This is a genomic window from uncultured Acetobacterium sp. (assembly GCF_927416815.1).
Taxonomy (GTDB): domain Bacteria; phylum Bacillota; class Clostridia; order Eubacteriales; family Eubacteriaceae; genus Acetobacterium.
In genome coordinates, this window is the sequence record NZ_CAKMJU010000026.1 from 68,374 (window position 1) to 90,697 (window position 22,324).

The following is a 22,324-nucleotide window of genomic DNA, read 5'->3' on the forward strand; positions in this document are numbered from 1 at the left end:
TATGATTGAGAAATCTAAATACCGAGACGAACTTGAGATCGAGAAAAACAAATATTTATCGACTTTAGTCTCAATCGATGAGGGTGTCCTGGTTGTCGGCTTAGATGAAAAAATCGAGCTGATCAATAAGGTCTGTGCCAAAATGACTGGCTGGACCGAAGTGGAAGCAAAAGGGATGCATTATCTGGATGTATTAAGACTATCTCATGAAGATCCAAGCTGTGATATCATTGACCCGATTGCCGAGGTTCTTAAATTTGGGATAAATTATGAGTTAGGCAATCACGCCATCTTAACATCTAAGGATGGGCAGTTTTATATGCTGGAAGACAGTGCCTCGCCAATTAAAAATCAACACAACCAAATGCTTGGCGTGGTACTGGTCTTTCGCGATGTGACCCAAAAAAGAAGCCAAATAAGGCAGATTGAATATCTCAGTTTCCATGACGCCCTGACCGGTCTCTATAATCGACGATTTTTTGAAGCGGAGATTATACGGCTTGATACACCAAGAAACTATCCACTAACCATCATCATGGCTGATTTAAATGGCCTGAAGCTGACAAATGATGCCTTTGGACATCATCAGGGCGATATCTTATTAAAACAGACCGCTAGTTTATTTAAAACCCATCTGAGAGCCGATGATATCGCTGCTCGCTGGGGCGGCGACGAGTTTGTTATTCTGATGCCACAAACAACCTCAGATCAGACCCAAAATATTGTCGATCGCATGAATTATGCGATTAGTCAATTAGAAACAAGCAAGGGTATCCTCTCGATTGCTTTTGGCTGGGATACCAAAACAGACGCTACCATTAGTTTTGAGGATGTTTTCAAAAATGCTGAAGAATACATGTATAAAAGAAAAATTAGCGAAAGCCAGGGTGTTCGCGGCTTAACCATCAAGACGATCCTTAAAACCCTGTATGAAAAAAGTCCACGGGAAGAAAGCCACTCGCAACGGGTCAAAGAGCTTGCAGTTAAAATAGCCAAAGCATTAAATCTCTCTCAGCATACGATCGATGACATTGCAACTTTAGGATTATTGCACGATATCGGTAAAATCATTGTTTCTGGAGAAATCCTTGAAAAACCAGGACGGCTCACGGAAGCAGAATATAACGAAATCAAAAAGCATCCCGCCATCGGCTATCGGATGTTGACGGCAACAAATGAATTTTCAAACATTGCCAAAGGCGTTTTGAGTCACCATGAAAGATGGGACGGGAATGGCTATCCAAACGGAATCAAAGGTACTGAAATTCCCATCGAATCAAGAATCATCACCATTGCTGACGCATATGATGCCATGACTGCGAAAAGACCCTACCGAAAAAATGGTCTCTCTGCAGAAAAAGCAAAACAAGTGCTGATTGATTGTGCCGGGACTCAATTTGACCCAGTTATCGTTGATATCCTGATTAAAGAACAGATTATCTAAAACAAATCAAAAAAAATTACGATCGATTTTTTCATCATAGCCTCTTGTTAAACTGTGGTGCTGCCATTCCGACAACAGTAAGCTAGCAGGATGCCACTGACATTAGCTCCCGACTAATTTTGACAGGCCGCTTCATTACCATCGCGGCTATCGACAAACACAAAAAAGAAGCCTCCTCCCGGATGATAGAGATCCGGGGATGTGCTTCTTTTTGCGATATTATGTCTGGCGCTTAATGTACTAGAAAATACTGTTTGATACCTTTTTAGCAGACTGACCAATGATCGGTTTTTTAGGCTGTGGCTCAGCCGGCTTTGTATCGTCCTGGCGGCTTTTGATTTCGGCATTGTATGTTGCCACCGTAATCTTGCCGGACAAAACCAGACCCTTTAATTCAGAGCTGGTATAGCCACCCAGCTTATTACTGGAAACCTTCTCTTCTTCGGTTTCATCAGCATCAGTGCTCTGGCTTTTGGTTTCCTTTTGTTCGCGTTTTTCTTCTTCATCCGGATCGATCCGCGAGAATTTCTGATCAACGATCGAATTATCCTGATCGGTATCGCTGTTGACGTTGCTATTATCGCTCTTCATCCGATACCCAACGTATTCCCGACTAAGTTCCATGGTATCATATTTGTAGTAAGAATTTGCCTGATTGGCGGCGTTCTGTGCATTGACGCTATCTCCGGTCGGTTTAACAGTAACCGCATCGACCTTTTTTGACAGCGACGCGGCCGTAGCCTGAGTTCCGACGGCATTTAAAGTAACTGGATCCATGATCATTCTCCTTTCATATGGTGACCCGCTCTGGCAACGATGCTTTGAGCTTTGAATGCGTTCGTGATATTATTTAAAAGCAGTATAACACAATTGCTCACAAATTTCATCATATTTCGTAAAAACTCTTCACCTTCTCGACAAAAGTTTTATACAAAAAGACACCCCGGGATACCCGGGGTGTTTTTGATGATTTGATCGTGTTTAGAATTTTTTATAGGCTTTTGCTCCAGCCAGCACTTCGACGACTTCGTCAAAGGATGAGCCGATCGATGCCTCAACCGAACTAAAGATCGTTCCTTCGACAATCGGCGCATCAATAATTTTAACCTGGCTGATGTCCGGAAGCATTTCGATGGCCATTTCTGAGCTCATCACGGCACTGCCGAGATCGACTAAAATTACCACCCCATCACCTTCCGAAACTGCTTCAATAGCAGTCATTATTTTTGAAACATCGGTACCGATGCTGCCATCTTCCATCCCGCCCGCGGCGGCAATTCTGGCCGCTGGTGCCATTTGTTTAGCCAGTTCCATTGCCCCTTCGGCAATTTTCTGACTGTGTGAAACAACTACAATTCCGACCATTTTTTAATTACCTGCCTTCGCTGCGACTTCGTTAGCTGCCTGAAAAGCATAAGCCATCGAGGTGGCACCGGGATCCTGATGCCCGATGCTGCGTTCACCCAGATAAGAGGCTCGACCTTTAGTAGCAATGATGCTTTTCGTATATTCGACCCCATCCCAGGCTGCCGCTTCCGCTTCAACCAGGGCTTCAGTCATCGATTTTCCCTCGGCGATGCTTGCTTTAATCGCATCGATGGCCGGAATCATACTGTCGAGGATGGTTTTTTCGCCCTTAACCGCCTTGCCCCGGAACTGAATCCCGCCGACCGCTTCTTCAAAGGCCAGAATCACATCCTCATCGGATAATTCTTCCTTACCTTTAACGGCTGCCCCAGCTTTCATAAAGGCGGTGCCGTACAGTGGCCCGGAAGCCCCGCCGACAGTGGAAACCAGGGTCATCCCCACAGCTTTTAAAATATCATCAATATTTTTATCATAAACCGTCGGTAATTTCTCGATTACCGCTTTAAATCCCCGGCTCATATTAATCCCATGGTCACCGTCACCGATGGCCTGGTCTAAATCAGTCAGTTCTTGTCGATGTTCTGCCATCTTATCCGCATAAATCCGGATAAAATCCAGCACTTCTGCCTTTGTTGCCATTTATTTTCCTCGTTTCTATGTTCTTCTCAATTAGTTCTGAAAAACCTTTATAATAACACCAAACTAAGTACCGACAATGACCAAGGGGTCAGACCCTTGTTACATCATGTTGTACGCATCAAGGCGGACAGGTTGATAAACCTGTCCGAGCTTGTGGCGAACAACAGATTAACAATTGGTCGGTACGCCAGCGAAGTGTCAACCAATTAGTATCGCGAAATTTTAATACATTTTGAAGCCGATGGTATCAGCTTGAGCGAGTAATAAGTCTTTTAGCTCGGCATCGAGTTTTAATAAGGTGATTGATGCGCCGGCCATATCGATCGAGGTCATATAATCGCCGACGAAAGTTTTAAATACTTTAACGCCTTTGTCCGCTAAAATTTGTTGGACCCGACGATTAAGGATATAGAGTTCCATTGGTGGGGTTGCACCAGCGCCATTGATCATGACCGCTACTTCGTCACCCGCCTTAGGATCCATATCTTTTAAGATCCGTTCCATCAGGTAATCGACGATTTCATCAGCCGTCTGAATGGGTTTGCGTTCGGTTCCCGGTTCGCCGTGGATGCCGATCCCCAGTTCCATTTCATCTTCGGTCAGTTCAAAGCCTGGTTTTCCAGCTGCTGGAACAGTACAAGCCTTTAGCGCCACACCCATGGTACGGACGTTAGCAATGACCTTTTCGGCAGTTGCTTTTACTTCATCTAAGCTGGCTCCCGCTTCGGCCTTGGCACCGGCAATTTTATGGACAAAAACGGTTCCTGCCACGCCGCGACGGCCGGTGGTATAAAGACTATCTTCAACCGCAACATCATCATTGGTAACCACATTAGCTACCTTAATGCCTTCGGCTTCGGCCAATTCAGCAGCCATTTCGAAATTCATGATATCACCGGTGTAATTTTTGATAACTAATAATACCCCTTGACCGGCATCAACTGCTTTGATCGCTTCAAATACCTGGTCGGGTGTGGGAGAAGTAAATACAGAACCTGCCACAGCACCGTCAAGCATCCCTTTGCCGACAAATCCACCGTGTGATGGTTCATGTCCGCTGCCGCCGCCGCTGACCAAAGCAACCTTGCCGACTTTTTTGTCAGCACGAACCAGCACGTCAAACCCTTCAACACGGGCAACATATTCGGGATGGGCCAGAACGATACCTTCTAGCATTTCATTTTCCACATTTTCTACATCGTTAATAAATTTTTTCATAAGACTTCCTCCTATAAACATTATTAGTACTCTAATCCATACTATAACACGTTTTTACCCATTATGAATGTAAAAAAACGATATCAAGTGATTTTTTTTGGACGGACTTGACTGATTCCTGAAAAATAATCAAGTGAACCTGCAAAAATTCGTTACGTCAATAGGGTTTGGGTTGATAATATAAAGTTTTTGTTAAGCGATTGTAAATTCTTTGTGATTTGAAATGAGCCAAATGATGGTTAATGTTGTCCGATACTATTTTGAGATTAACCTTAAAAGCAAATCTAGATAGCATCCCTTGATAGCTTGCCTAGATAGCAAAACCAGTGCCGATAATTGTTAGCTCATGTTGTGACCAAGGGGCTGACCGCTCGGTCATTAGGCGATACGGTTTCTAATGCCATCCCCCTAAACCAGTGCCGCCTTCATTTTGCGGACGTAGTGACTCAGCGGATCGGTGGCGGCTTGCCCATGCTCGGCAATAATCCGGACGATCGCGCTGCCGACGATCACGCCATCGGCAAGCTGCGAAATCGCTGTCGCCTGTTCCGGGGTGGCGATTCCAAAGCCGACCGCAATGGGGGTCGGGGTCACTGCGCGGATATCTTTGATAATCGCGGCAAGATCGGTTTTGATCTCACTGCGCACCCCAGTCACCCCCATCGATGAGACCAGATAGATAAAACCGGTCGCCTCCCGCGCCAGCATCTGAATCCGATCCTGGGAAGTCGGAGCGATCAGGGTGATCACGTCGACTTCATGGGCATGGGCGACGCTTAAAATCTCGCCTTTTTCTTCAAAGGGCAGATCCGGGATAATGATACCATTGATCCCTACTTCCTGACAGCTTTTGAAAAACCGTTCCAGCCCGTAAACAAAAACCGGGTTGATATAGGTTAAAAAGACCAGCGGAATGGAAGTTTTTTGGCGAACCCGGGCAACCATCGCAAAAATCTTGTCGGTCGTCGTGCCGACACTGAGCGCCCGTTCATTGGCGGCTTCAATCACTGGCCCTTCAGCGATGGGATCAGAAAAAGGAATCCCGATTTCAATCAGATCCGCCCCGGCCTCACTCATCGCCAAGATAAATTCTTCCGTTTTATCGAGGCTGGGATCGCCAGCGGTTAAAAAAGCGATAAAGGCTTTCTGATCGGAAAAGATTTGCGAAATTTTGTTGGTTTTTATTTTATTTGCTTCTACTATATTACTCATAGATATTTTCCCCCTTGTAGCGGGCAATCGCCGCGACATCCTTATCACCCCGGCCAGAGACATTGACGATAATGATTTCGTCTCGCTTCATCGTCGGCGCAAGCACCATGGCGTGGGCAATTGCATGGGCTGATTCAATGGCCGGAATAATCCCCTCGGTTCGGGACAGGTATTCAAAGGCAGCGACCGCTTCATCATCGGTGATCGGCACATACTCGGCCCGTTTGCTGTCATGAAGATGGGCATGTTCCGGCCCGATCCCGGGATAGTCAAGCCCCGCCGAAATCGAGTAGACCGGGGCAATCTGGCCGTATTCGTCCTGACAGAAATAGGATTTCATGCCGTGGAAGATCCCCAGGCTGCCATTGGCAATGGTGGCCGCATGGAGGGCGGTATCGACCCCTTTGCCGGCCGCCTCACAGCCAATCAGCTGGACTTTGGCATCGGGAATAAAGTTATAAAAGGCACCGATGGCATTGCTACCGCCGCCGACACAGGCGATCACGGCACTGGGCAGACGGCCTTCTTTTTCAAGAATCTGAGCCCGGGCTTCTTTGCTGATGACGCTCTGAAAATCGCGCACCATTTCCGGGAAGGGATGGGGCCCCATCACTGATCCGAGGACGTAGTGGGTGTCGTCGACCCGGGTAGTCCATTCTCGAAAGGTTTGGTTAACGGCGTCCTTTAAGGTCATCGTTCCGGAGGTGACGACATGAACCTTGGCGCCTAACAGTTCCATCCGAAAAACATTAAGGGCCTGGCGGTCGGTGTCTTCTTTGCCCATAAAGATCTCGCATTCAAAGCCCATCAGGGCGGCGGCGGTGGCCGTGGCGACCCCATGCTGACCGGCGCCAGTTTCGGCAATCAGCCGGGTTTTTCCCATTTTCTTAGCCAGCAGCGCCTGACCCAGGACGTTATTGATCTTATGAGAGCCGGTATGGTTTAAATCTTCGCGCTTGAGATAAATCTTGGCGCCGCCCAGATCAGCGGTCATTTTTTTGGCATAATACAGCCGCGAGGGGCGGCCGGCGTATTCATTTAACAGCTCGGTTAACTCGGCCTGAAAGGTCGGATCGTTTTTATAGTGTTCATAGGCTTTTTCCACTTCAATAATGGCATTCATCAGTGTTTCTGGTGTGTACTGACCACCGTGGATCCCGTATTTTCCTTTACTCATTTTCTTCTCCTTTTTCGTATCGTCCTTTATTGGACTGCATCGTCTATCCTCGGTTTGTAGGGGCGATCCGTGATCGTCCGGAAGTTGTTGGTTTTAAGATAAACGCATGGCATAAGATCTACGCTTGCGGGCGGTCAATGACCGCCCCTACGGAATAATGCGTTACGTCAGTGAACTTATTTCAGTGCTTAGCTCATATCATTTATTAACAGCTAATCTTCCTGATCATTTCCACAATCTCAATAATCTTATCCCGATCTTTCACCCCGTCGGTTTCGACGCCGCTGCTAATATCAACACAATAGGGGCGCACCTGCTGGATAGCGGCGGCGATATTGTTGCTGTTGAGGCCGCCGGCCAGAAAAAAGTCGCCTGTAACATCCTGCAGCAGCTCCCAGTTGAAGGCGGCTCCGGAACCGCCGTATTGGCTGGGGTCGTAGGTGTCAAAGAGCCGGTAATCGGCGGCGGTGGCCTGGATGTCGGCCGGACTGCTGATCCGCAAAGCCCGGATTACCGGCAAACCGCTTTGGGCCTGCAGCAGCCGCACGGTGGCTTCGTCCTCATCGCCATGCAGCTGGATGAGATCGATAATGCCCGCCCCGGCCAGCGCGATGATCTCGGCCACCGGGTGGTTGACAAATACTCCCACCGCTTTGATGGCGGGATCCAGGCTTTGCTTTAAAGCTTGCGCCGTTTCCCAATCGATCTGGCGTTTGCTTTGGGCAAAGACAAAGCCGATATAATCGGGTTGAGCGACGTTCACCGCCGCAATATCTTCAAAGCGGGATAAGCCGCAGATTTTTACTTTTGTCATGATACTCTCCTCATTCTTTAGTCAATCTGCCGCTGATTTTATAATAAACGTTTGGCATAAAATCCACGCTTGCGGGCGGACACTGTCCGCCCCTACAACCTAACTCATCACGTTGGTGGATACTATTTAAACAGCACCGTCTATCATCAATTCGTAGGGGCGCTCCGTGATGACCAAGGTGTCAGACCCTCGCCCGCAGCACAGCCGCTGCTACCCCCGCAGCTGATCCAGCGCCCCCTTCTTATCCCCACTTCGCATCAGCGTTTCACCAATTAGCACCGCATTGGTCCCATTTTCTCGCAGTTTTGCAATATCTTCTGGTGTGCCAATCCCACTTTCCGAAACAAACAAGATTTCCGGCGGCACTAGCTTCCGCAAGCGAATGCTGTTCTTTATATCCACCTCAAAAGTCTTTAAATTGCGGTTGTTGACCCCAATTATCCGGGCGCCGGCAGCCAACGCCTGTTTAACTTCGGTTTCGTCATGGGCTTCGACCAGCGCCGACAGCCCCAGCGCATCGGCGATGCCAATATATTCCTTAATCTGCGCGGTTGTGAGAATCGCGCAGATCAGTAAAATCGCATCGGCCCCGATCCGACTGGCTTCATAAATCTGAATTGGGTCGATGATAAAATCTTTACGTAGCACCGGGATATTTACCTGGGTCTTGATTTCCGTCAGATAAGCATTGGCGCCCTGAAAAAAATCCGGCTCGGTCAACACTGAAATGGCATCGGCTCCGGCGGCCTGATAGTCCCGGGCGATCTCCAGATAAGGGAAATCGACCGCAATCACCCCTTTAGACGGCGAGGCTTTTTTGACTTCGCAGATAAAGGCGATTTCCCCGGCGGCTGACTTTCTGGCTAGGGCTTTTTCAAAAGCAAAGGGCATTTTAGCAGGTTTGGCCTGGCTTTTTAAGGCGTCCAGCGTGGTGGTTTCTTTAAGTACCGCCACCCGTTTGGCAGTGGCCGCCACAATTTGGTCAAGTATCATACCAGCACCTCAAAAGCAAGCGCATTGCTGCGTTTGACAAATTCATCCAGCTTAGCTTTGGCCTTGCCGGAATCAATAATCTCCTCGGCCATCCTGACGCAATCCCGGAGGGTGATATCGTTGTGGGACATATACAGGCAGAAGGCCGAGTTCAGTACCACCACATCGCGCTTGGGGCCTTTTTCACCGTTTAAGATATTTAAGGCAATAACTGCATTTTCTTCCTTTTCGCCACCGACCAGGTCGGACAATTGACAGCGTTTTAGTCCCAATTGTTCCGGGGTAATAAAAAAGCTGTTAATCTTGCCATCGGCAATTTCACAGATGGTGGTGGTGGTGGTCAGGGTAATCTCATCCAGACCGTCGTGGCCATGAACGACCATCCCCCGCTTGATTTTAAGCTTGTTGAGGACATTGGCCAGCGGTTCGACCAGGTTTTCGTCATAGACCCCCAGCAGCTGCATATTGGCGCCGGCCGGATTGGCCAGCGGCCCGAGAATATTAAAGATCGTCCGGATCCCCAGTTCTTTGCGGACCGGCCCGGCGTATTTCATCGAGGCGTGATAGGTCGGGGCAAACATAAAGCAGATCCCCAACTCGTCCAGCATTACCGCGCTTTTTTCGGCCGACAGTTCAATATTGACACCCAGGGCTTCCAGCAGATCGGCCGATCCGCACTTGCTCGAGACACTGCGGTTGCCGTGCTTGGCGACCGGCACCCCACCGGCAGCAATCACCAGCGCCGACACCGTCGAAATATTAAAGGTTGAGACCTCATCGCCGCCGGTACCGACAATATCCAGGACATCGGTTTTCGGGAAAATCTTGGTGCATTTATCCCGCATTACCATGGCGCAGGCGGTAATCTCATCGATAGTTTCGCCCTTCATCCGCATCGCCGTCAGAAATGAAGCGATCTGGGCATTGCTGGCCTGGCCATTCATCATCTGATCCATGACCTCGCGGGTTCGCTCCAGCGACAGATCCTTACCGTTGACAATATCATATATCGCTGCTTTAATCATTTTCGCTTCCTATCTTTAAAAAGTTTTCAATCATTTTGTGGCCATCAACGGTGAGGATCGATTCGGGATGGAACTGGACTCCGTAAACATCATAATTGCGATGCTTGACCGCCATCACCTCACCCGCGTCATCCTCGGCGATAATCAGCAGCTCATCCGGCAAACTGCTACGCTCGGCACTAAGCGAATGATAGCGACCGGCCGCAATAATCGGCGGCAAACCCCGAAAGATCGGACTACCGTTGGCGATATGGACGTTGCTGCTTTTGCCGTGCATCAGGGTACTGGCATAGATGATATTGCCGCCAAAAACCTCACAGATGGCCTGATGACCCAGGCAGACCCCCAGAATCGGAGTTTTGTCTTTGAAAGTGGTGATCACCTCTTCACAGATCCCGGCCTCGGCTGGTCGTCCCGGCCCCGGCGAAACGATGATGTGATCCGGTGCCAGCGCGGCGATTTCAGCCAGACTCAATTCATCATTTTTAATCACCCGGATATCGGGATTGATGATCCCCACATATTGATACAGGTTATAGGAAAAGCTGTCGTAATTGTCGATCAGTAAAATCATTATTCCACCTCCTGGGCTCGATCCAGGGCTTCAAACATCGCTCTGGCCTTGTTTTGTGATTCACTAAATTCATTTTCCGGAATGCTGTCAGCAACGATCCCGGCGCCGGCCGAGACATAAACCTTGTCGTTTTTGCGAACCGCCATCCGAATCGCAATGCACATATCCATGTTGCCGGAAAAGTCGATATAACCGACTGCCCCGCCGTAGACGCCACGCTTCTGGCCTTCCACGGCATTGATGATTTCAATCGCCCGTTTTTTTGGCGCCCCGGATAAGGTTCCGGCTGGCAAGACCGCCCCCAGGGCATCCAGCTGATCGAGCCCGGCTTTTAAGGTGCCCGTGACGGTCGAAGAAATGTGCGCAACATGGGAGTAACGGACCACCTCCTGATAGGTTTCCACTTTCACTGAACCAAACTCACTGACCTTGCCGAGATCGTTGCGACCCAGATCGACCAGCATATTGTGTTCGCTGAGTTCCTTTTCGTCCTTGAGCAACTCGGCAATAAAGGCTTCGTCCTCTTCGGGAGTCTCACCTCGGGGACAGGTGCCGGCAATCGGAAAGGTCGACAGCCGCGAATTTTTCAGCGAGACCAGGGTTTCCGGCGAGGCTCCGGCCACCTGAATCGTGTCAAAATCGATATAAAACATGTAGGGCGAGGGATTAACGGTTCGCAGCACCCGATAGGCAGACAGCAGATCGCCCGCAAAGTCAGCTTCAAGTCGGTTGGAAATCACCGCCTGGAAAATATCGCCCTGAACAATATGGTCGCGGGTTTTTTCGACCATCTCACAATAATATGCTTTGCTAAACAACGAACGATATTCCGAGGTCACCTGACCCCGAAAAGCCAGGGTGCTGCTGCCGTTTTTAATCAGCGCTTCAATTTCCTTAAGCGCGATCACCCCGTCGATATAGTTTTTCTCAAAGTTATCGGTTTTAATATTGACAATCACGACAATTTTCTGACGCAGATGATCATAGGCGATGACCTTGTCAAAAAGCATCAGATTCATGTCATCAAAGTTTTCAGCATTTTCATTTGTAAGCACCAGATTGGTTTCGGTGTATTTAACAAAATCGTAGGAAATGTAGCCGACAAAGCCACCGGTAAAGACTGGCAAAAAATCCAGCTTGGGACTTTTCCACTGCGCCAGAATTTCCCGCAACACCGTCCGCGGATCATCGGTCAGAATGTCTTTGGTCTTACCGTTTTTTACCACCAATTCACCATCCAGACAGGTCACTTCCAGGGTCGGGTCAAAACCCAGAAACGAATACCGTCCCCACTTTTCGCCGCCTTCGACACTTTCCAGCAAATAACACTTTTTGCCAGTTCCTTTTAAAACTTTAAGCACCTCAATCGGTGTCTTAATATCTGAAAACAGCTCCAGACTAATCGGGATGCTCTGATAATCCCGGCAATACCCTCTGGCGTCTTCCATTGATGGTTTAATCATAATTGTATCCTTTCGTTGGTTGGTTTATGTTTGAATAGTGTTGTGAGCTTTAATGCTGGTTACGCGAAACCACCATCAAAGCAACCTAGTTTTTGTGTTTAGAATTACATTGTTTTTGAAACATGTTGTTGACACAGTGGTACCTGCTACTTTGTTAATTAGCTGATCAAAAAGGATGAGACAAACATCAAAACCCACTACTACCCCAGTACCGACAATTGTTACATCATGTTGTGACCAGGGGGTCAGACCCTACGCATCGGAGCGGACACGGCAAAGCCTGTCCGATTCCGCAGCTAACAACAAATTAATAAGGGTCTGACCCCTCGGTCATTGGTCGGTTAGTCAGTGACGCGCTCACCCTTTATCCAGCAACAATCAGCGTCCCCACCTATTTATGCGCTTTTTAAGTAATAAAAAAACGCCCGCCCCTGATTAATAAAAATTAATCAAGGACGAGCGCAAAAATTACAAGCCCGCGGTACCACCTTAATTTACAGAGAAAAACCCCTGTACACTCTGCAGGATACAAACATATCCCTCGCAACTGACGTATGCGTCACGTCGCAGCATACTCAGAAAGATTACTTTCCTTTGACTGCGCCCTCAGTGGTCCATTTGATGCTCTGCGTCGTGCGAGGCTCTCAGCCTTCCCCGCTCTCTGTAACTGCACGATACACCGTTATCTCCACGTCAACGGTTTGATTGAACGATTAAATTAGATAAAGCTTAATCGATATTGGCGTTTTTGTCAAATTATTTTTTGCTGATAACGCAATCATTATCGAATTTCAAGAATCGCTTAACCCACCTTCAGCTTCATCGGAACAAAGCGAATCCCCTTGTTAACTTGTTCGGTAGCGGTTGCCACAAAACCAAAGCGTTGGTAAACTGCGACCGCATAAGGGGACGAATTGACCGTCATTTCAAAAGGTTTAGGCTGCTGACTCTTTAAATCCGCCAGCACCGTGTCAAATAAGGCTCGGGCGATGCCCTGCTGGTGATATTTCTTATCGACAAACATCAGCGATACATGAAAGCAATCGCGGGTACCAATGACCCCGACAATCCGTTTGTCTTTATAATAGCCCCACAGTGTCTTGTGGCCAGTTTCTAAATCCTCGGCCATTTCTTCGAGCTTATAATTTAGATACTCAGTAAAGGTCTGGCGGCCTTCATCGGTGTAGCCATCGGCAATAAATTCGTAAAAAACCTGATTGGCCAGCTCCACCGCAGCTGCTAAATCAGTATTGTCGATTTTCTTAATCATGTAAACCTCCCCTTCGATGTCAATCAGGATTGACGCCTAACCACTAGTTATTTTTCATTGAACAGCCAATTTCTGCAGGTTTATCGGCTCCGGACAAAAGCCCGGGCTGTTCATCCGCAGGCCATTCATATAGTTGATATCCTGCTCCCCCAGTTTTTGGAAATAACAGTTGATCCGGTGATTTAAAAATAGATTGTTCATCTGAAAATCAATCGGCACCGCAGCGTCGACGTGCTCGTAGACTAAGCCAGTTTCGGTAAATGGAGCTGGATATTCGGCTGCCGGCAGGGTTGGGATAAAATCATGGACATTAAAAATCCGGAAACTATTTTTGACCTGGGCATTGTAAAGCCCGACAAAATCACGATCACCGGGTCGGCCAGCGGCATAGGTGTAAACAAGCGCATCTTTTAGGCCGATATTAACAGCAACATCGAGCGCCGCCATAATCGCCAGATCGCCACCCAGACTGTGGCCAGTGATGTAAAGTTTTTTATTAATGGGTCGTTGACGGATGAACTTCATTACTTCTTCGCGCAGCGACTGATAAACCCTAGTGACGCCGCGATGACTGGCTCCGGCGTTTTTTACATAAGGAAAGGGAATCTGAAAAAGATCCAAATCCGAATCCAGATTGGGGGTTGAATCGGAGCCTCGAAAAGCCAGCACAATGCGGTCTGCTGACTCGGCGATAAAGCCAAAATTTTCTTCCATTTTTTGGGTCACTCCGGCCTTACCGTTAAATGACAGCTTCATCTCAAAACCAGCCGGTAGCGCCAGCTGTTGCTGATCAAAAAACGGGTAGGTCTGATAACAAAAACCAGCCATTAAAATGGCATCCTGTTTGCTGTAAGCTTCCGGCAGATCTAGTTGCTTCATTGAATTTCTCCTTTTTTGTTGTATTACTATATTGTAAATGATTCTTTTTAATCTAGTCAAGGCAAATAAATTGCTTGTTTATGTTAATATTTCAAACTAACTAAGAAAATCAATGCAATCTGGTCAAAAATCAGATAAAATAGAGAGGTACAACTATCTGACAATAAGGAAAGGCTTACACAACATGCGAACATTAAAATATGCTATCCTGGGATTAATTAACCGGGAAACGATGACTGGATACGATTTAATGAAGGTATTTAATATGGAACTCGTCAATTTCTGGTATGCCAAGCACAGCCAGATCTACCCCGAGCTTAAAAAACTCACCGATGAAGGGATGATCACCTATCAAATCTTGCCCGAAGGAGACAAGCTCCGCAAAAAAAGCTATTCAATCACAGAAAAAGGAAAACAGGATTTTCACAACTGGATCTTACAGCAGGATTTGCTGGAACCGACGCCAAAAGACATTTTTAGACTAAAAGCTTATTTTATCGAGTCGCTGAGCAATCAAGAAATCCTGGCTCACTTTAATTATCAGCTTTCGCAGCGCCAGCAAAAACTGGCAAAACTGCAAAACAATATGGAACTGTTGCTGGCCAGCAAGGATATTTCAAGAATCCAGAGCCCCGAATACGGCGACTACATCGTCCTGAAATCAGCCATCAAACGCGAAAAATCCTACCTCGAATGGCTCAACGAATGCATTGAAGAAGTAACCACCAACACCCGCATCTTTATCGACGAAAGGAGACCCATATGAGTCCAGATATTTGCCCAAAATGTGGTGGCACCAATACCAGCCCGGCGACATTTTCCCAAATTGATTGCCGCGACTGCCAGCGTAAGTTTGGTGGCGATCACCATGAACTGATCGCAACCACCCGCCAGATCGTCCTAAACACCTATCAAAAGGGAGCCGCCAGTCAAAACCTGACCTTTACCAAAACCGCTTCCGGTGCCACCATTGAAGGGCCGTTTCTTTGTTATTATCCGGATCTGCCAGAGATTTACATCAATCAGCAGCAGTGGCAGCAGTTATTAGCAGATTTTTATAAGCTTTATGTCCTGGACTGGAAGGCGGAGTATCAAATTGCGGCTGCCCCTGAAAATTTTGAAAGTGTCTTTGGCTGGGATCTAAAAATCATGATTAATAATCAGGACGCGGTGATTTCTCGGGGTCGAGATCTTTACCCGCCCTACTGGACAGCTCTGATGGAACTGTTTACCCATTTCGGTTTACCTAATATTAGCAATGCCCCGGGTCAAAATTTTTTACAGCTGCAGGTTCAATCGCATTAAATTTACATTTCAAACCAGAAACTACATCGCTTTTCTGTTTAAAATACGATAAAATGTGATATCATAGCAGTCTTTCATTTAACTTATTTTTAACTATAATTTTATAGTGTTGTCGGTTTAAATACTGTAGAATGTGGTATATAAATTTACCAACAGAAGATTTTAAAACAGCAACACCCCGAACAAATCTCACGCACCTAAAAAAAGCAAAGGCGGAAATCAACATGAAAATCTTTAACAAGAACTCTATCGGCAATAAAATCACCTCGATGGTGATCTTTTTGTAGCCCTGGCATTGCTAGTGATCGGCATCACCGTTACGGTTTTGAGCATTAACAATGAAAACCGGAGCATCGAAGAAAAGATGAATCTCCAGCTCAGTAATACCATTAACGAGATTGAACAGATTCTTAGTAATCATAGTAAGGCGGTCAGCACTTTAAGCGCCACCATCGGCGTCACCGGTACTCAGATGACAGCCCCGGATTACAGCGATCTACTAACCCAATATGTGGGTCTAACTGACGATATCTACGGCGTGGGAGTCTTTTACGATTACAATGCCTACCAACCGGAGCTTAAGTATTTTGGCCCCTATGCCTACCGGGAGAATTCGAGTATCGCCTATGCGGAAGCGCTATTTAGTACTGACGACTATGATTATCCTAATCAGGAATGGTACACGGTTGGTAAAAATGCCGGCGGTGAAATAGCCTGGTCAGCGCCGTTTAAAGATGACGCCCTTGGGATTTCGATGGTTACGGCTGCCGCGGCAATCTATGACACCAGCAAAAACTTCCGCGGCGTGGTCACCGGTGATATCGATCTTTCCAGTCTCCAGCAGCTGATTAGTGAGATCAAGGTCGGCGAAACCGGCCGTGCCTTTCTGGTCGATCAGACCGGCCTCTATATCGCCGATGTCGATGCCGCCAAGGCGATGCGTGTCAATCTGCTTGAAGATCCCAACGCCAGCCTGGCCGCCCTGGGCGATAATATGCTAAACGGTGAAACCGGATCCGGAGTCTTTAGCGATGATGCTGGCAAGAATAACATCTATTACGCGCCGATCCCGGAAACCGGTTGGACACTGGCGATAATGGAGCCCCAAAGCGAACTCAATGCCCCAATCATGATGCTGATTTTCCAGCTGGTTGGCTTAATTTTATTAACCTTGATTGTGTTGAGCTTTATCATTGTCAGACAGATCAAGGGTGTCGTCAACCCGATTGTCCTGATCACCGAGCTTTTCCATAAGGCTGAATTGGGAGATTTTAATAGCGAAATTCCTGAAACGATCATCAGCCGAAAGGATGAGCTGGGTCAACTGGGTCTCTCCTTCCAGAAACTATCTGAAAATATTCAAGAAAATATTGCAACCCTGGAACAAATTTCTTTGGGTAATCTCGAAGTAGCGGTCGATGTCAAATCCGATCAGGATATTCAATCCAAGAGTCTGATCGAAGTGGTTGAAAACCTCAAGAACCTCGAATCCGAGGTCGAAATGCTGACCCAATCGGCCACCGATGGTCATTTATCGGTTCGCGGCGATGCCAACAAGTTCCAGGGCAAATACCGCGATATTGTCGTCGGCGTCAATAATACCCTTAACGCTGTGGTCGTGCCGCTCAACATGTCGGCTGACTATGTTGATAAAATCAGCCGTGGTCAAATTCCTGAAAAAATCACCGCTACCTATCATGGCGACTTTAATACCATTAAAGAAAACCTGAATGCCTGTATCGACAATATCAACGCCCTAGTCGCCGATGTCAATATGCTGGCTCAGGCCGCCACCGCCGGCCAACTCGAAATTCAGGCTGATGCGACCAAGCACAGCGGTGATTTTAGAAAAATCATCGAGGGCTTTAACAATACCTTAAACTCGCTGCTGGCTCCTATTAACGAAGCCCGTCAAGTGATGACCAAAATGGCCACCAATGACTATACCCTTTCAATGACTGGCAACTACCAGGGCAATATGGCAGAATTCGCAGATGAAATCAACCTGGTTCATACCCGCTTACTCAATATTCAGCAAGCCTTTATTGAAATTTCAAAAGGCGATACCAGCCGGCTCAGTGACTTCGTTGCGATTGGCAAACGTTCCGAAAATGATCAAATGACCCCCTCGGTAATTGCGACCCTGTCAACCATCGACAACCTGATTGAAGAATCCCGCAATCTGGCTCAGGCCGGGATCAACGGCAAGCTCGAAATCCGCAGCGATGCATCCCGCTTCGAGGGTGGTTATCGGGATATCGTCAATGGTTTTAATCAGACCCTGGATGCCATCGAACAGCCCATCAACGAGGCCGTTATGGTCCTTGAACAAATGGCTGCCGGCAATCTGACTCAGGCTATGGAAGGCGATTATCGCGGCTCCTATGGGATTATCAAAGATTCCCTGAATGATACCATGAACTCACTCAATACGATCCTCGGCAGCATCAACGATTCGGCTGATCAAGTCGCATCTGGTTCCAGACAAGTATCTGAGGGCAGTCAGGCGCTCGCCCAGGGTGCTACCGAACAAGCCAGCTCGATGGAAGAGCTCAACGCCTCGATTGATGAGGTCGCTGAGCAAACCCGCGAAAACGCCATCAACGCCGACCAGGCCAATCAGCTGACCCGGCCGCCCAGCAAAACGCCGAAAACGGCAATACCCAGATGCAGCAGATGCTCCGCTCAATGACAGAAATCAATGCTTCCTCGGCGAAGATTTCGAACATCATCAAGGTCATCGATGACATTGCCTTCCAGACCAATATTCTGGCCTTAAATGCGGCCGTCGAAGCTGCCCGGGCTGGTCAACAAGGCAAGGGCTTCGCTGTCGTCGCCGAGGAGGTTCGAACCCTGGCTGGACGCAGTGCTGAAGCGGCTAAAGAAACCACCGAACTGATTGAAGGTTCAATCGCCAAGGTTTCAGAAGGTACGGTGATTGCCAACAATACCGCTGACTCCCTCAATGAAATTGTTGACGGTGTCGCCAAGGTCGCCGCCTTAGTCAATAAGATTGATACCGCTTCCAATGAGCAAACCGCTTCAATCAACCAGATCAACGTTGGTATTGACCAGGTTGCTCAGGTTGTCCAAACCAACTCGGCGACCGCCGAAGAAAGCGCCGCCGCCAGTCAAGAGCTGTACAGCCAGGCGGAACTGCTTAAAAACATGGTCAGTAAATTTGAATTGACCCACTAAACCAGTCACAATCACCAAAACGACCCCTGCAACACCGCCTAGAAATCGGTATTGCAGGGGTCGTTTATCGTTAACTAAAAAAACACCGTTAAAAACGATGTCCTTTTTTAAGTAGCGGTAGTACCGTCAATGACCGCAGGATCTGTTTCGCAGTCATTGGTCGGCATAAAAGTTTATTGGTAACTACGTTAATCCAGCGCTACATTAATTTCAATCTTAATGCCATCGACATCAAACTCGACACACATCACCTGTTCCCGACTCATGCTCAGTTCAATGCTTTCCCCGGTCAACATCGTTGGCGGCGAAATATCGACAGTGATATTATCGTTTGAAAAATTGATCGCGGCATTGGCGGTTAACATATTGGACAGCTCGGAGATTGCACTTTTGGCCATATCATCGAGTTCTTCCACCGGCATCCCCATCATCATGATCGAGGCAATCTGTTTGGCTCCCGCGGTATCGATGGCATAGGCAACATTGCCCTTTTTATCGCCAACGATCCCCAAGGTTAGAACAATTCCGCTAGCGACAATTTTCTTTGACTTTTCACTTTGTTCTTTTAAAATAATATTTTCAAAGCCCAACTGCGGCATTATATCGGTAACTGACGCAATGAAAGGATTAATAATTGCTACATCCATTCGACATCCCCCTTTTGAAAGCCAACATTCATAAAGACATCACCCAGATCGGTTTTGATTACAAAAGACTCACTCATAATATCGCCAATCGAAATGGTAATATCCTTTCCCCGGAAGACCGTCGGCGGTGAAACCCGCAGACCAAAGGAACGATTAAGCCCGTTCAACAGCGAACAGGCGTTACCGCCAATCACATTAGTAAACTCACTTAAGAAATTAATGGCGTCATCAATCTGCTGGCCTTCATCCTGGAGGATTTTTCGGGTCATGCCCAAGGCAGTACTTTCGGACATATCCATAATTAAGCGACCATCATGGCGGCCAATGATTCCAATCGCTACCGAAATCCCCGAAGAATTTGTGGTCATCGGATGTTCGTCTACCTTTTCAATGACAACCTCGCCGCCGATTTCTCGTTTTAGAAAACTAAAGATCGATTCTTTAAAGGCTTCTTCAAAATTATTCTTTAAAACCCCATAAAGTTCTTCGCCTTCAAAAAGTCGTTCAATGGCCGCATCAAGATCGGTCTGATCAACTGGTTTTTGTAAGTAACCTTTGATACCGACTTTTTTGGCTCGCTGAATAATTTCTTCATCCATCATCGCACTGATGGCAATGATTTTAGTATCATGCAAATGTTTTAGAATTTCTTTTGTACACTCGATTCCATCACCATCTGGCAAGGTCATATCCATTGTAATCAGATCTGGTTTGATCTCCTGGGCTTTTTGGATTGCGTCCTTCATGTTCAGTGCCGTTGCAACAATCTCTATCCCATCTTTTTGAAGCATCCGTTTGAGGACTGCTATTGAAAAAGTTGAATCGTCTACTATCATCACTCTAATATTTTCCATAAATCCACCGCCTTTTTAATCGAATCGAAAAGTTCATGCTATATTAATTCTAATTGTTATCCTTAGTCTTCGTCAAGTAATATTTACTTAAAACTTTTAGAATACTTAATCCCCGGAATGTGTCTGGATAACCTTATTTTTGTCACAATCCGAAAAACTCTATTTATTCTTATTTTTTGAATAAAAACGATCACGCTCTTTTTTTCCGCCGGTATTTTTTCCTGAGCCACTAGCGCTTCCGCGACGATTCCGGGGGGCCGCGGTCTGATGTGCCGATGGCCGGCGGGAAGACGCAATTTTTAGTTCGGCCGGCATCTCAACCATCGGAAAGGGATGTACCTCAACCACGGGAATTGATTTTAATACCAACTTTTCAATACCTTCCAGTAATGGCATCTCTTCCTGATCGCAAAATGCTATCGCGATACCGCCAAAGCCGGCACGTCCGGTACGACCAATCCGATGTACATAAGTTTCTGGTACCTCGGGTAAATCATAATTAAAGACATGTGATAACTCTTCAATATCGATGCCCCGGGCGGCAATGTCAGTAGCCACCAAAATCCGGGTTTTGCGCTCCTTAAAGTTATTCAGCGCCAATTGCCTGGCATTCTGGGATTTATTACCATGAATCGCCTGAGCCTTGAAACCAGAACGTTCGAGATGCTTAACAATCTTATCTGCCCCATGTTTCGTTCGAGAAAAAACCAGTGCTGAAATAATTTCCTTGTTTTTTAGCAAATGGATTAACAGATGGATCTTATTACTTTTATTGACATAAAAAACATTCTGCTCAATCACTTCAACGGTTGATGAAACCGGGGTAATCGTGACCTTGGTCGGATTTTTTAGAATCGATCCCGCCAATTTAGCAATTTCGATCGGCATGGTAGCTGAAAACAGCATATTCTGTCGTTCGGCGGGCATGTGCTTGATGATTTTTCGGACATCCTGAAGCATCCCCATATCGAGCATCATATCCGCTTCATCGAGAACAAAGTGTTTGATCTGACCCAGTTTGATATATTTCTGATTAATCAAATCCAGCAACCGACCCGGGGTTGCTACTAGAATATCAACTCCGGCGGCTAAGGCCTTGGTCTGAGGGTTCTGGGATACACCACCATAAATAACCAGGGTGCGTAGTCCTAAAAACTTGCCATAGGCTTTAAACGAATCACTAATCTGCAGCGCCAGTTCCCGGGTAGGTGCCAGCACTAGAGCTTTGATCGGACGGTTTCCTTTGAGATTTCGCTGCTCATACGAAAGTCCCTGTAAAATCGGGATCGCAAAGGCGGCAGTTTTTCCAGTTCCGGTTTGGGCGCAGCCCAATAAATCCCGACCTTCCAGTAAAGACGGAATAGCCTTTTCCTGAATTGGGGTGGCCTCAGTATATCCTTCAGCTTTTAAAGCCTTCTGAATTGGCTGTATAATATTTAAATTTTCAAATTGCAATAGTTTCTCCTTTATTATGCAAGTGCTCCACGGGCTGATTAATTTAACGGATCAACCCTATCATAAATAAAGAACGCCGGTAGCGTTCCTAGATTGTAGACATTCTGATAAAGCAGTACCGACAATTGTTACATCATGTTGTTCGCATCGGGGCGGACACGGCAGCGCCTGTCCGATCCCGCGGCGAACAACAGATTAACAAGGGTCTGACCCCTCGGTCATTGGTCGGTACGGTTGTTTGCCGACAACCTGAAGAACGCCGGTAGCGTTCCTTAGAAAATTGATTTATTTATCGAAAAATCCGCCTCGTTTTGTTGTTTTAAAGGCTTTTCGATCACTGACCTTGCTTTGACTCGGCTTGTCAGCTCTTATTCCCTGCTGTGCACTTATCTTTTTCTTTTCTTCAATTAGTTTTTTCATCGCTTCGATATTGTTGATTGACATATGTCCCCTCCTTTTCCCCAAATAATCCGGCAACCCTGTCAGATCGCTGTTAATGATCGGGGATCAGTGTTGTCATTTTATGACAAGATAAAAAAAAACTTATGCCATTTTCAGGCATAAGTTTAAAATATCTGTGTTATTAGATAACTTGAATATTTTCGGCTTGTGGGCCTTTAGGTCCTTGAGTGATTTCAAAAGAAACTTCTTGGCCTTCTTCTAAAGACTTGTAACCGCTTGATTGAATTTGTGAAAAATGTGCAAATACATCTTTACCATCTTCCCCTGTAATAAAACCAAAACCTTTTTCCGAGTTAAACCATTTCACTGTACCATTCATTGATGAGT

Annotated in this window: 23 protein-coding genes; 5 read left to right on the top strand and 18 right to left on the bottom strand. The window is 46.9% G+C overall.

The genetic code is table 11. The annotated features are described in order from the left end of the window. Window position 1: 1 nt before the first annotated feature. Window positions 2-1,444, top strand: coding sequence for an HD domain-containing phosphohydrolase (locus QZ998_RS16885; RefSeq protein ID WP_366512395.1), 1,443 nt, complete (start codon window positions 2-4; stop codon window positions 1,442-1,444). Window positions 1,445-1,684: 240 nt separating this feature from the next. On the opposite strand, the gene QZ998_RS04445 is transcribed toward QZ998_RS16885, so the two are convergent. The 13 genes from QZ998_RS04445 to QZ998_RS04505 form a co-directional block, all read right to left on the bottom strand. After that, entirely contained in the window at window positions 1,685-2,221 is a 537-nt protein-coding gene (locus QZ998_RS04445) for a hypothetical protein (RefSeq protein WP_296558354.1), read from the bottom strand. A 204-nt stretch (window positions 2,222-2,425) separates the two neighbouring features. Then, a complete protein-coding gene (gene dhaM, locus QZ998_RS04450; RefSeq protein ID WP_296558356.1) occupies window positions 2,426-2,809 on the bottom strand; it encodes a dihydroxyacetone kinase phosphoryl donor subunit DhaM in 384 nt (127 codons plus the stop codon). 3 nt (window positions 2,810-2,812) lie between these two features. Beyond that, complete coding sequence (gene dhaL, locus QZ998_RS04455; protein ID WP_296558360.1) at window positions 2,813-3,451, bottom strand: dihydroxyacetone kinase subunit DhaL; 639 nt, start codon at window positions 3,449-3,451, stop codon at window positions 2,813-2,815. Between the two features lie 222 nt (window positions 3,452-3,673). After that, window positions 3,674-4,669: a dihydroxyacetone kinase subunit DhaK gene (dhaK, locus tag QZ998_RS04460; RefSeq protein WP_296558361.1), complete on the bottom strand. Its 996-nt coding sequence runs from the start codon at window positions 4,667-4,669 to the stop codon at window positions 3,674-3,676. Between the two features lie 408 nt (window positions 4,670-5,077). After that, window positions 5,078-5,881: a tryptophan synthase subunit alpha gene (gene trpA, locus QZ998_RS04465; RefSeq protein WP_296558364.1), complete on the bottom strand. Its 804-nt coding sequence runs from the start codon at window positions 5,879-5,881 to the stop codon at window positions 5,078-5,080. Beyond that, window positions 5,874-7,058, bottom strand: coding sequence for a tryptophan synthase subunit beta (trpB, locus tag QZ998_RS04470; RefSeq protein WP_296558366.1), 1,185 nt, complete (start codon window positions 7,056-7,058; stop codon window positions 5,874-5,876). Before trpB ends, trpA begins: the two co-directional genes overlap by 8 nt. A gap of 205 nt (window positions 7,059-7,263) precedes the next feature. Beyond that, window positions 7,264-7,872 (bottom strand): phosphoribosylanthranilate isomerase, encoded by a 609-nt coding sequence (locus tag QZ998_RS04475; RefSeq protein ID WP_296558367.1) that lies wholly within the window; start codon window positions 7,870-7,872, stop codon window positions 7,264-7,266. 210 nt (window positions 7,873-8,082) lie between these two features. Beyond that, complete coding sequence (trpC, locus tag QZ998_RS04480) at window positions 8,083-8,865, bottom strand: indole-3-glycerol phosphate synthase TrpC (protein WP_296558369.1); 783 nt, start codon at window positions 8,863-8,865, stop codon at window positions 8,083-8,085. Continuing rightward, window positions 8,862-9,890: an anthranilate phosphoribosyltransferase gene (gene trpD / locus QZ998_RS04485; protein ID WP_296558373.1), complete on the bottom strand. Its 1,029-nt coding sequence runs from the start codon at window positions 9,888-9,890 to the stop codon at window positions 8,862-8,864. The genes trpC and trpD overlap by 4 nt, the downstream gene beginning before the upstream one ends. Further along, on the bottom strand, window positions 9,883-10,464 hold the full coding sequence (locus tag QZ998_RS04490) for an aminodeoxychorismate/anthranilate synthase component II (RefSeq protein ID WP_296558375.1): 582 nt from the start codon (window positions 10,462-10,464) through the stop codon (window positions 9,883-9,885). The genes trpD and QZ998_RS04490 overlap by 8 nt, the downstream gene beginning before the upstream one ends. Beyond that, a complete protein-coding gene (gene trpE / locus QZ998_RS04495) occupies window positions 10,464-11,927 on the bottom strand; it encodes an anthranilate synthase component I (RefSeq protein ID WP_296558377.1) in 1,464 nt (487 codons plus the stop codon). Before trpE ends, QZ998_RS04490 begins: the two co-directional genes overlap by 1 nt. 802 nt (window positions 11,928-12,729) lie before the next feature. Beyond that, the gene (locus QZ998_RS04500) at window positions 12,730-13,197 is read right to left on the bottom strand and encodes a GNAT family N-acetyltransferase (protein WP_296558378.1); all 468 of its coding nucleotides are present in this window, start codon (window positions 13,195-13,197) and stop codon (window positions 12,730-12,732) included. Window positions 13,198-13,251: 54 nt separating this feature from the next. After that, on the bottom strand, window positions 13,252-14,076 hold the full coding sequence (locus QZ998_RS04505) for a lipase family protein (protein ID WP_296558380.1): 825 nt from the start codon (window positions 14,074-14,076) through the stop codon (window positions 13,252-13,254). Window positions 14,077-14,260: 184 nt separating this feature from the next. Between QZ998_RS04505 and QZ998_RS04510 the strand changes: the two genes are divergently transcribed. The 4 genes from QZ998_RS04510 to QZ998_RS04525 all read left to right on the top strand — a co-directional run bounded on the left by QZ998_RS04510 (window position 14,261) and on the right by QZ998_RS04525 (window position 18,579). Next, window positions 14,261-14,842 carry a PadR family transcriptional regulator gene (locus QZ998_RS04510; RefSeq protein WP_296558382.1) on the top strand — a complete coding sequence of 194 codons (582 nt, stop codon included), beginning with the start codon at window positions 14,261-14,263 and terminating at the stop codon, window positions 14,840-14,842. Further along, complete coding sequence (locus tag QZ998_RS04515; protein ID WP_296558384.1) at window positions 14,839-15,381, top strand: hypothetical protein; 543 nt, start codon at window positions 14,839-14,841, stop codon at window positions 15,379-15,381. The genes QZ998_RS04510 and QZ998_RS04515 overlap by 4 nt, the downstream gene beginning before the upstream one ends. Window positions 15,382-15,682: 301 nt before the next feature. Beyond that, window positions 15,683-18,073 carry a cache domain-containing protein gene (locus QZ998_RS04520; RefSeq protein ID WP_296558464.1) on the top strand — a complete coding sequence of 797 codons (2,391 nt, stop codon included), beginning with the start codon at window positions 15,683-15,685 and terminating at the stop codon, window positions 18,071-18,073. Continuing rightward, complete coding sequence (locus QZ998_RS04525; protein ID WP_296558386.1) at window positions 18,070-18,579, top strand: methyl-accepting chemotaxis protein; 510 nt, start codon at window positions 18,070-18,072, stop codon at window positions 18,577-18,579. Before QZ998_RS04520 ends, QZ998_RS04525 begins: the two co-directional genes overlap by 4 nt. Before the next feature lie 188 nt (window positions 18,580-18,767). Here the strand turns inward: QZ998_RS04525 and QZ998_RS04530 are convergent, their stop codons facing one another. From QZ998_RS04530 to QZ998_RS04550, 5 genes are all read right to left on the bottom strand, one after another. Continuing rightward, on the bottom strand, window positions 18,768-19,226 hold the full coding sequence (locus QZ998_RS04530) for a chemotaxis protein CheX (protein ID WP_296558388.1): 459 nt from the start codon (window positions 19,224-19,226) through the stop codon (window positions 18,768-18,770). Next, window positions 19,217-20,080 carry a response regulator gene (locus QZ998_RS04535; protein ID WP_296558389.1) on the bottom strand — a complete coding sequence of 288 codons (864 nt, stop codon included), beginning with the start codon at window positions 20,078-20,080 and terminating at the stop codon, window positions 19,217-19,219. Before QZ998_RS04535 ends, QZ998_RS04530 begins: the two co-directional genes overlap by 10 nt. A gap of 159 nt (window positions 20,081-20,239) precedes the next feature. Continuing rightward, window positions 20,240-21,535: a DEAD/DEAH box helicase gene (locus QZ998_RS04540; protein WP_296558391.1), complete on the bottom strand. Its 1,296-nt coding sequence runs from the start codon at window positions 21,533-21,535 to the stop codon at window positions 20,240-20,242. A 285-nt stretch (window positions 21,536-21,820) separates the two neighbouring features. Next, the gene (locus tag QZ998_RS04545) at window positions 21,821-21,979 is read right to left on the bottom strand and encodes a hypothetical protein (protein ID WP_296558393.1); all 159 of its coding nucleotides are present in this window, start codon (window positions 21,977-21,979) and stop codon (window positions 21,821-21,823) included. A gap of 139 nt (window positions 21,980-22,118) precedes the next feature. Continuing rightward, entirely contained in the window at window positions 22,119-22,316 is a 198-nt protein-coding gene (locus QZ998_RS04550) for a cold-shock protein (protein ID WP_111886821.1), read from the bottom strand. Between the last annotated feature and the right edge of the window lie 8 nt (window positions 22,317-22,324).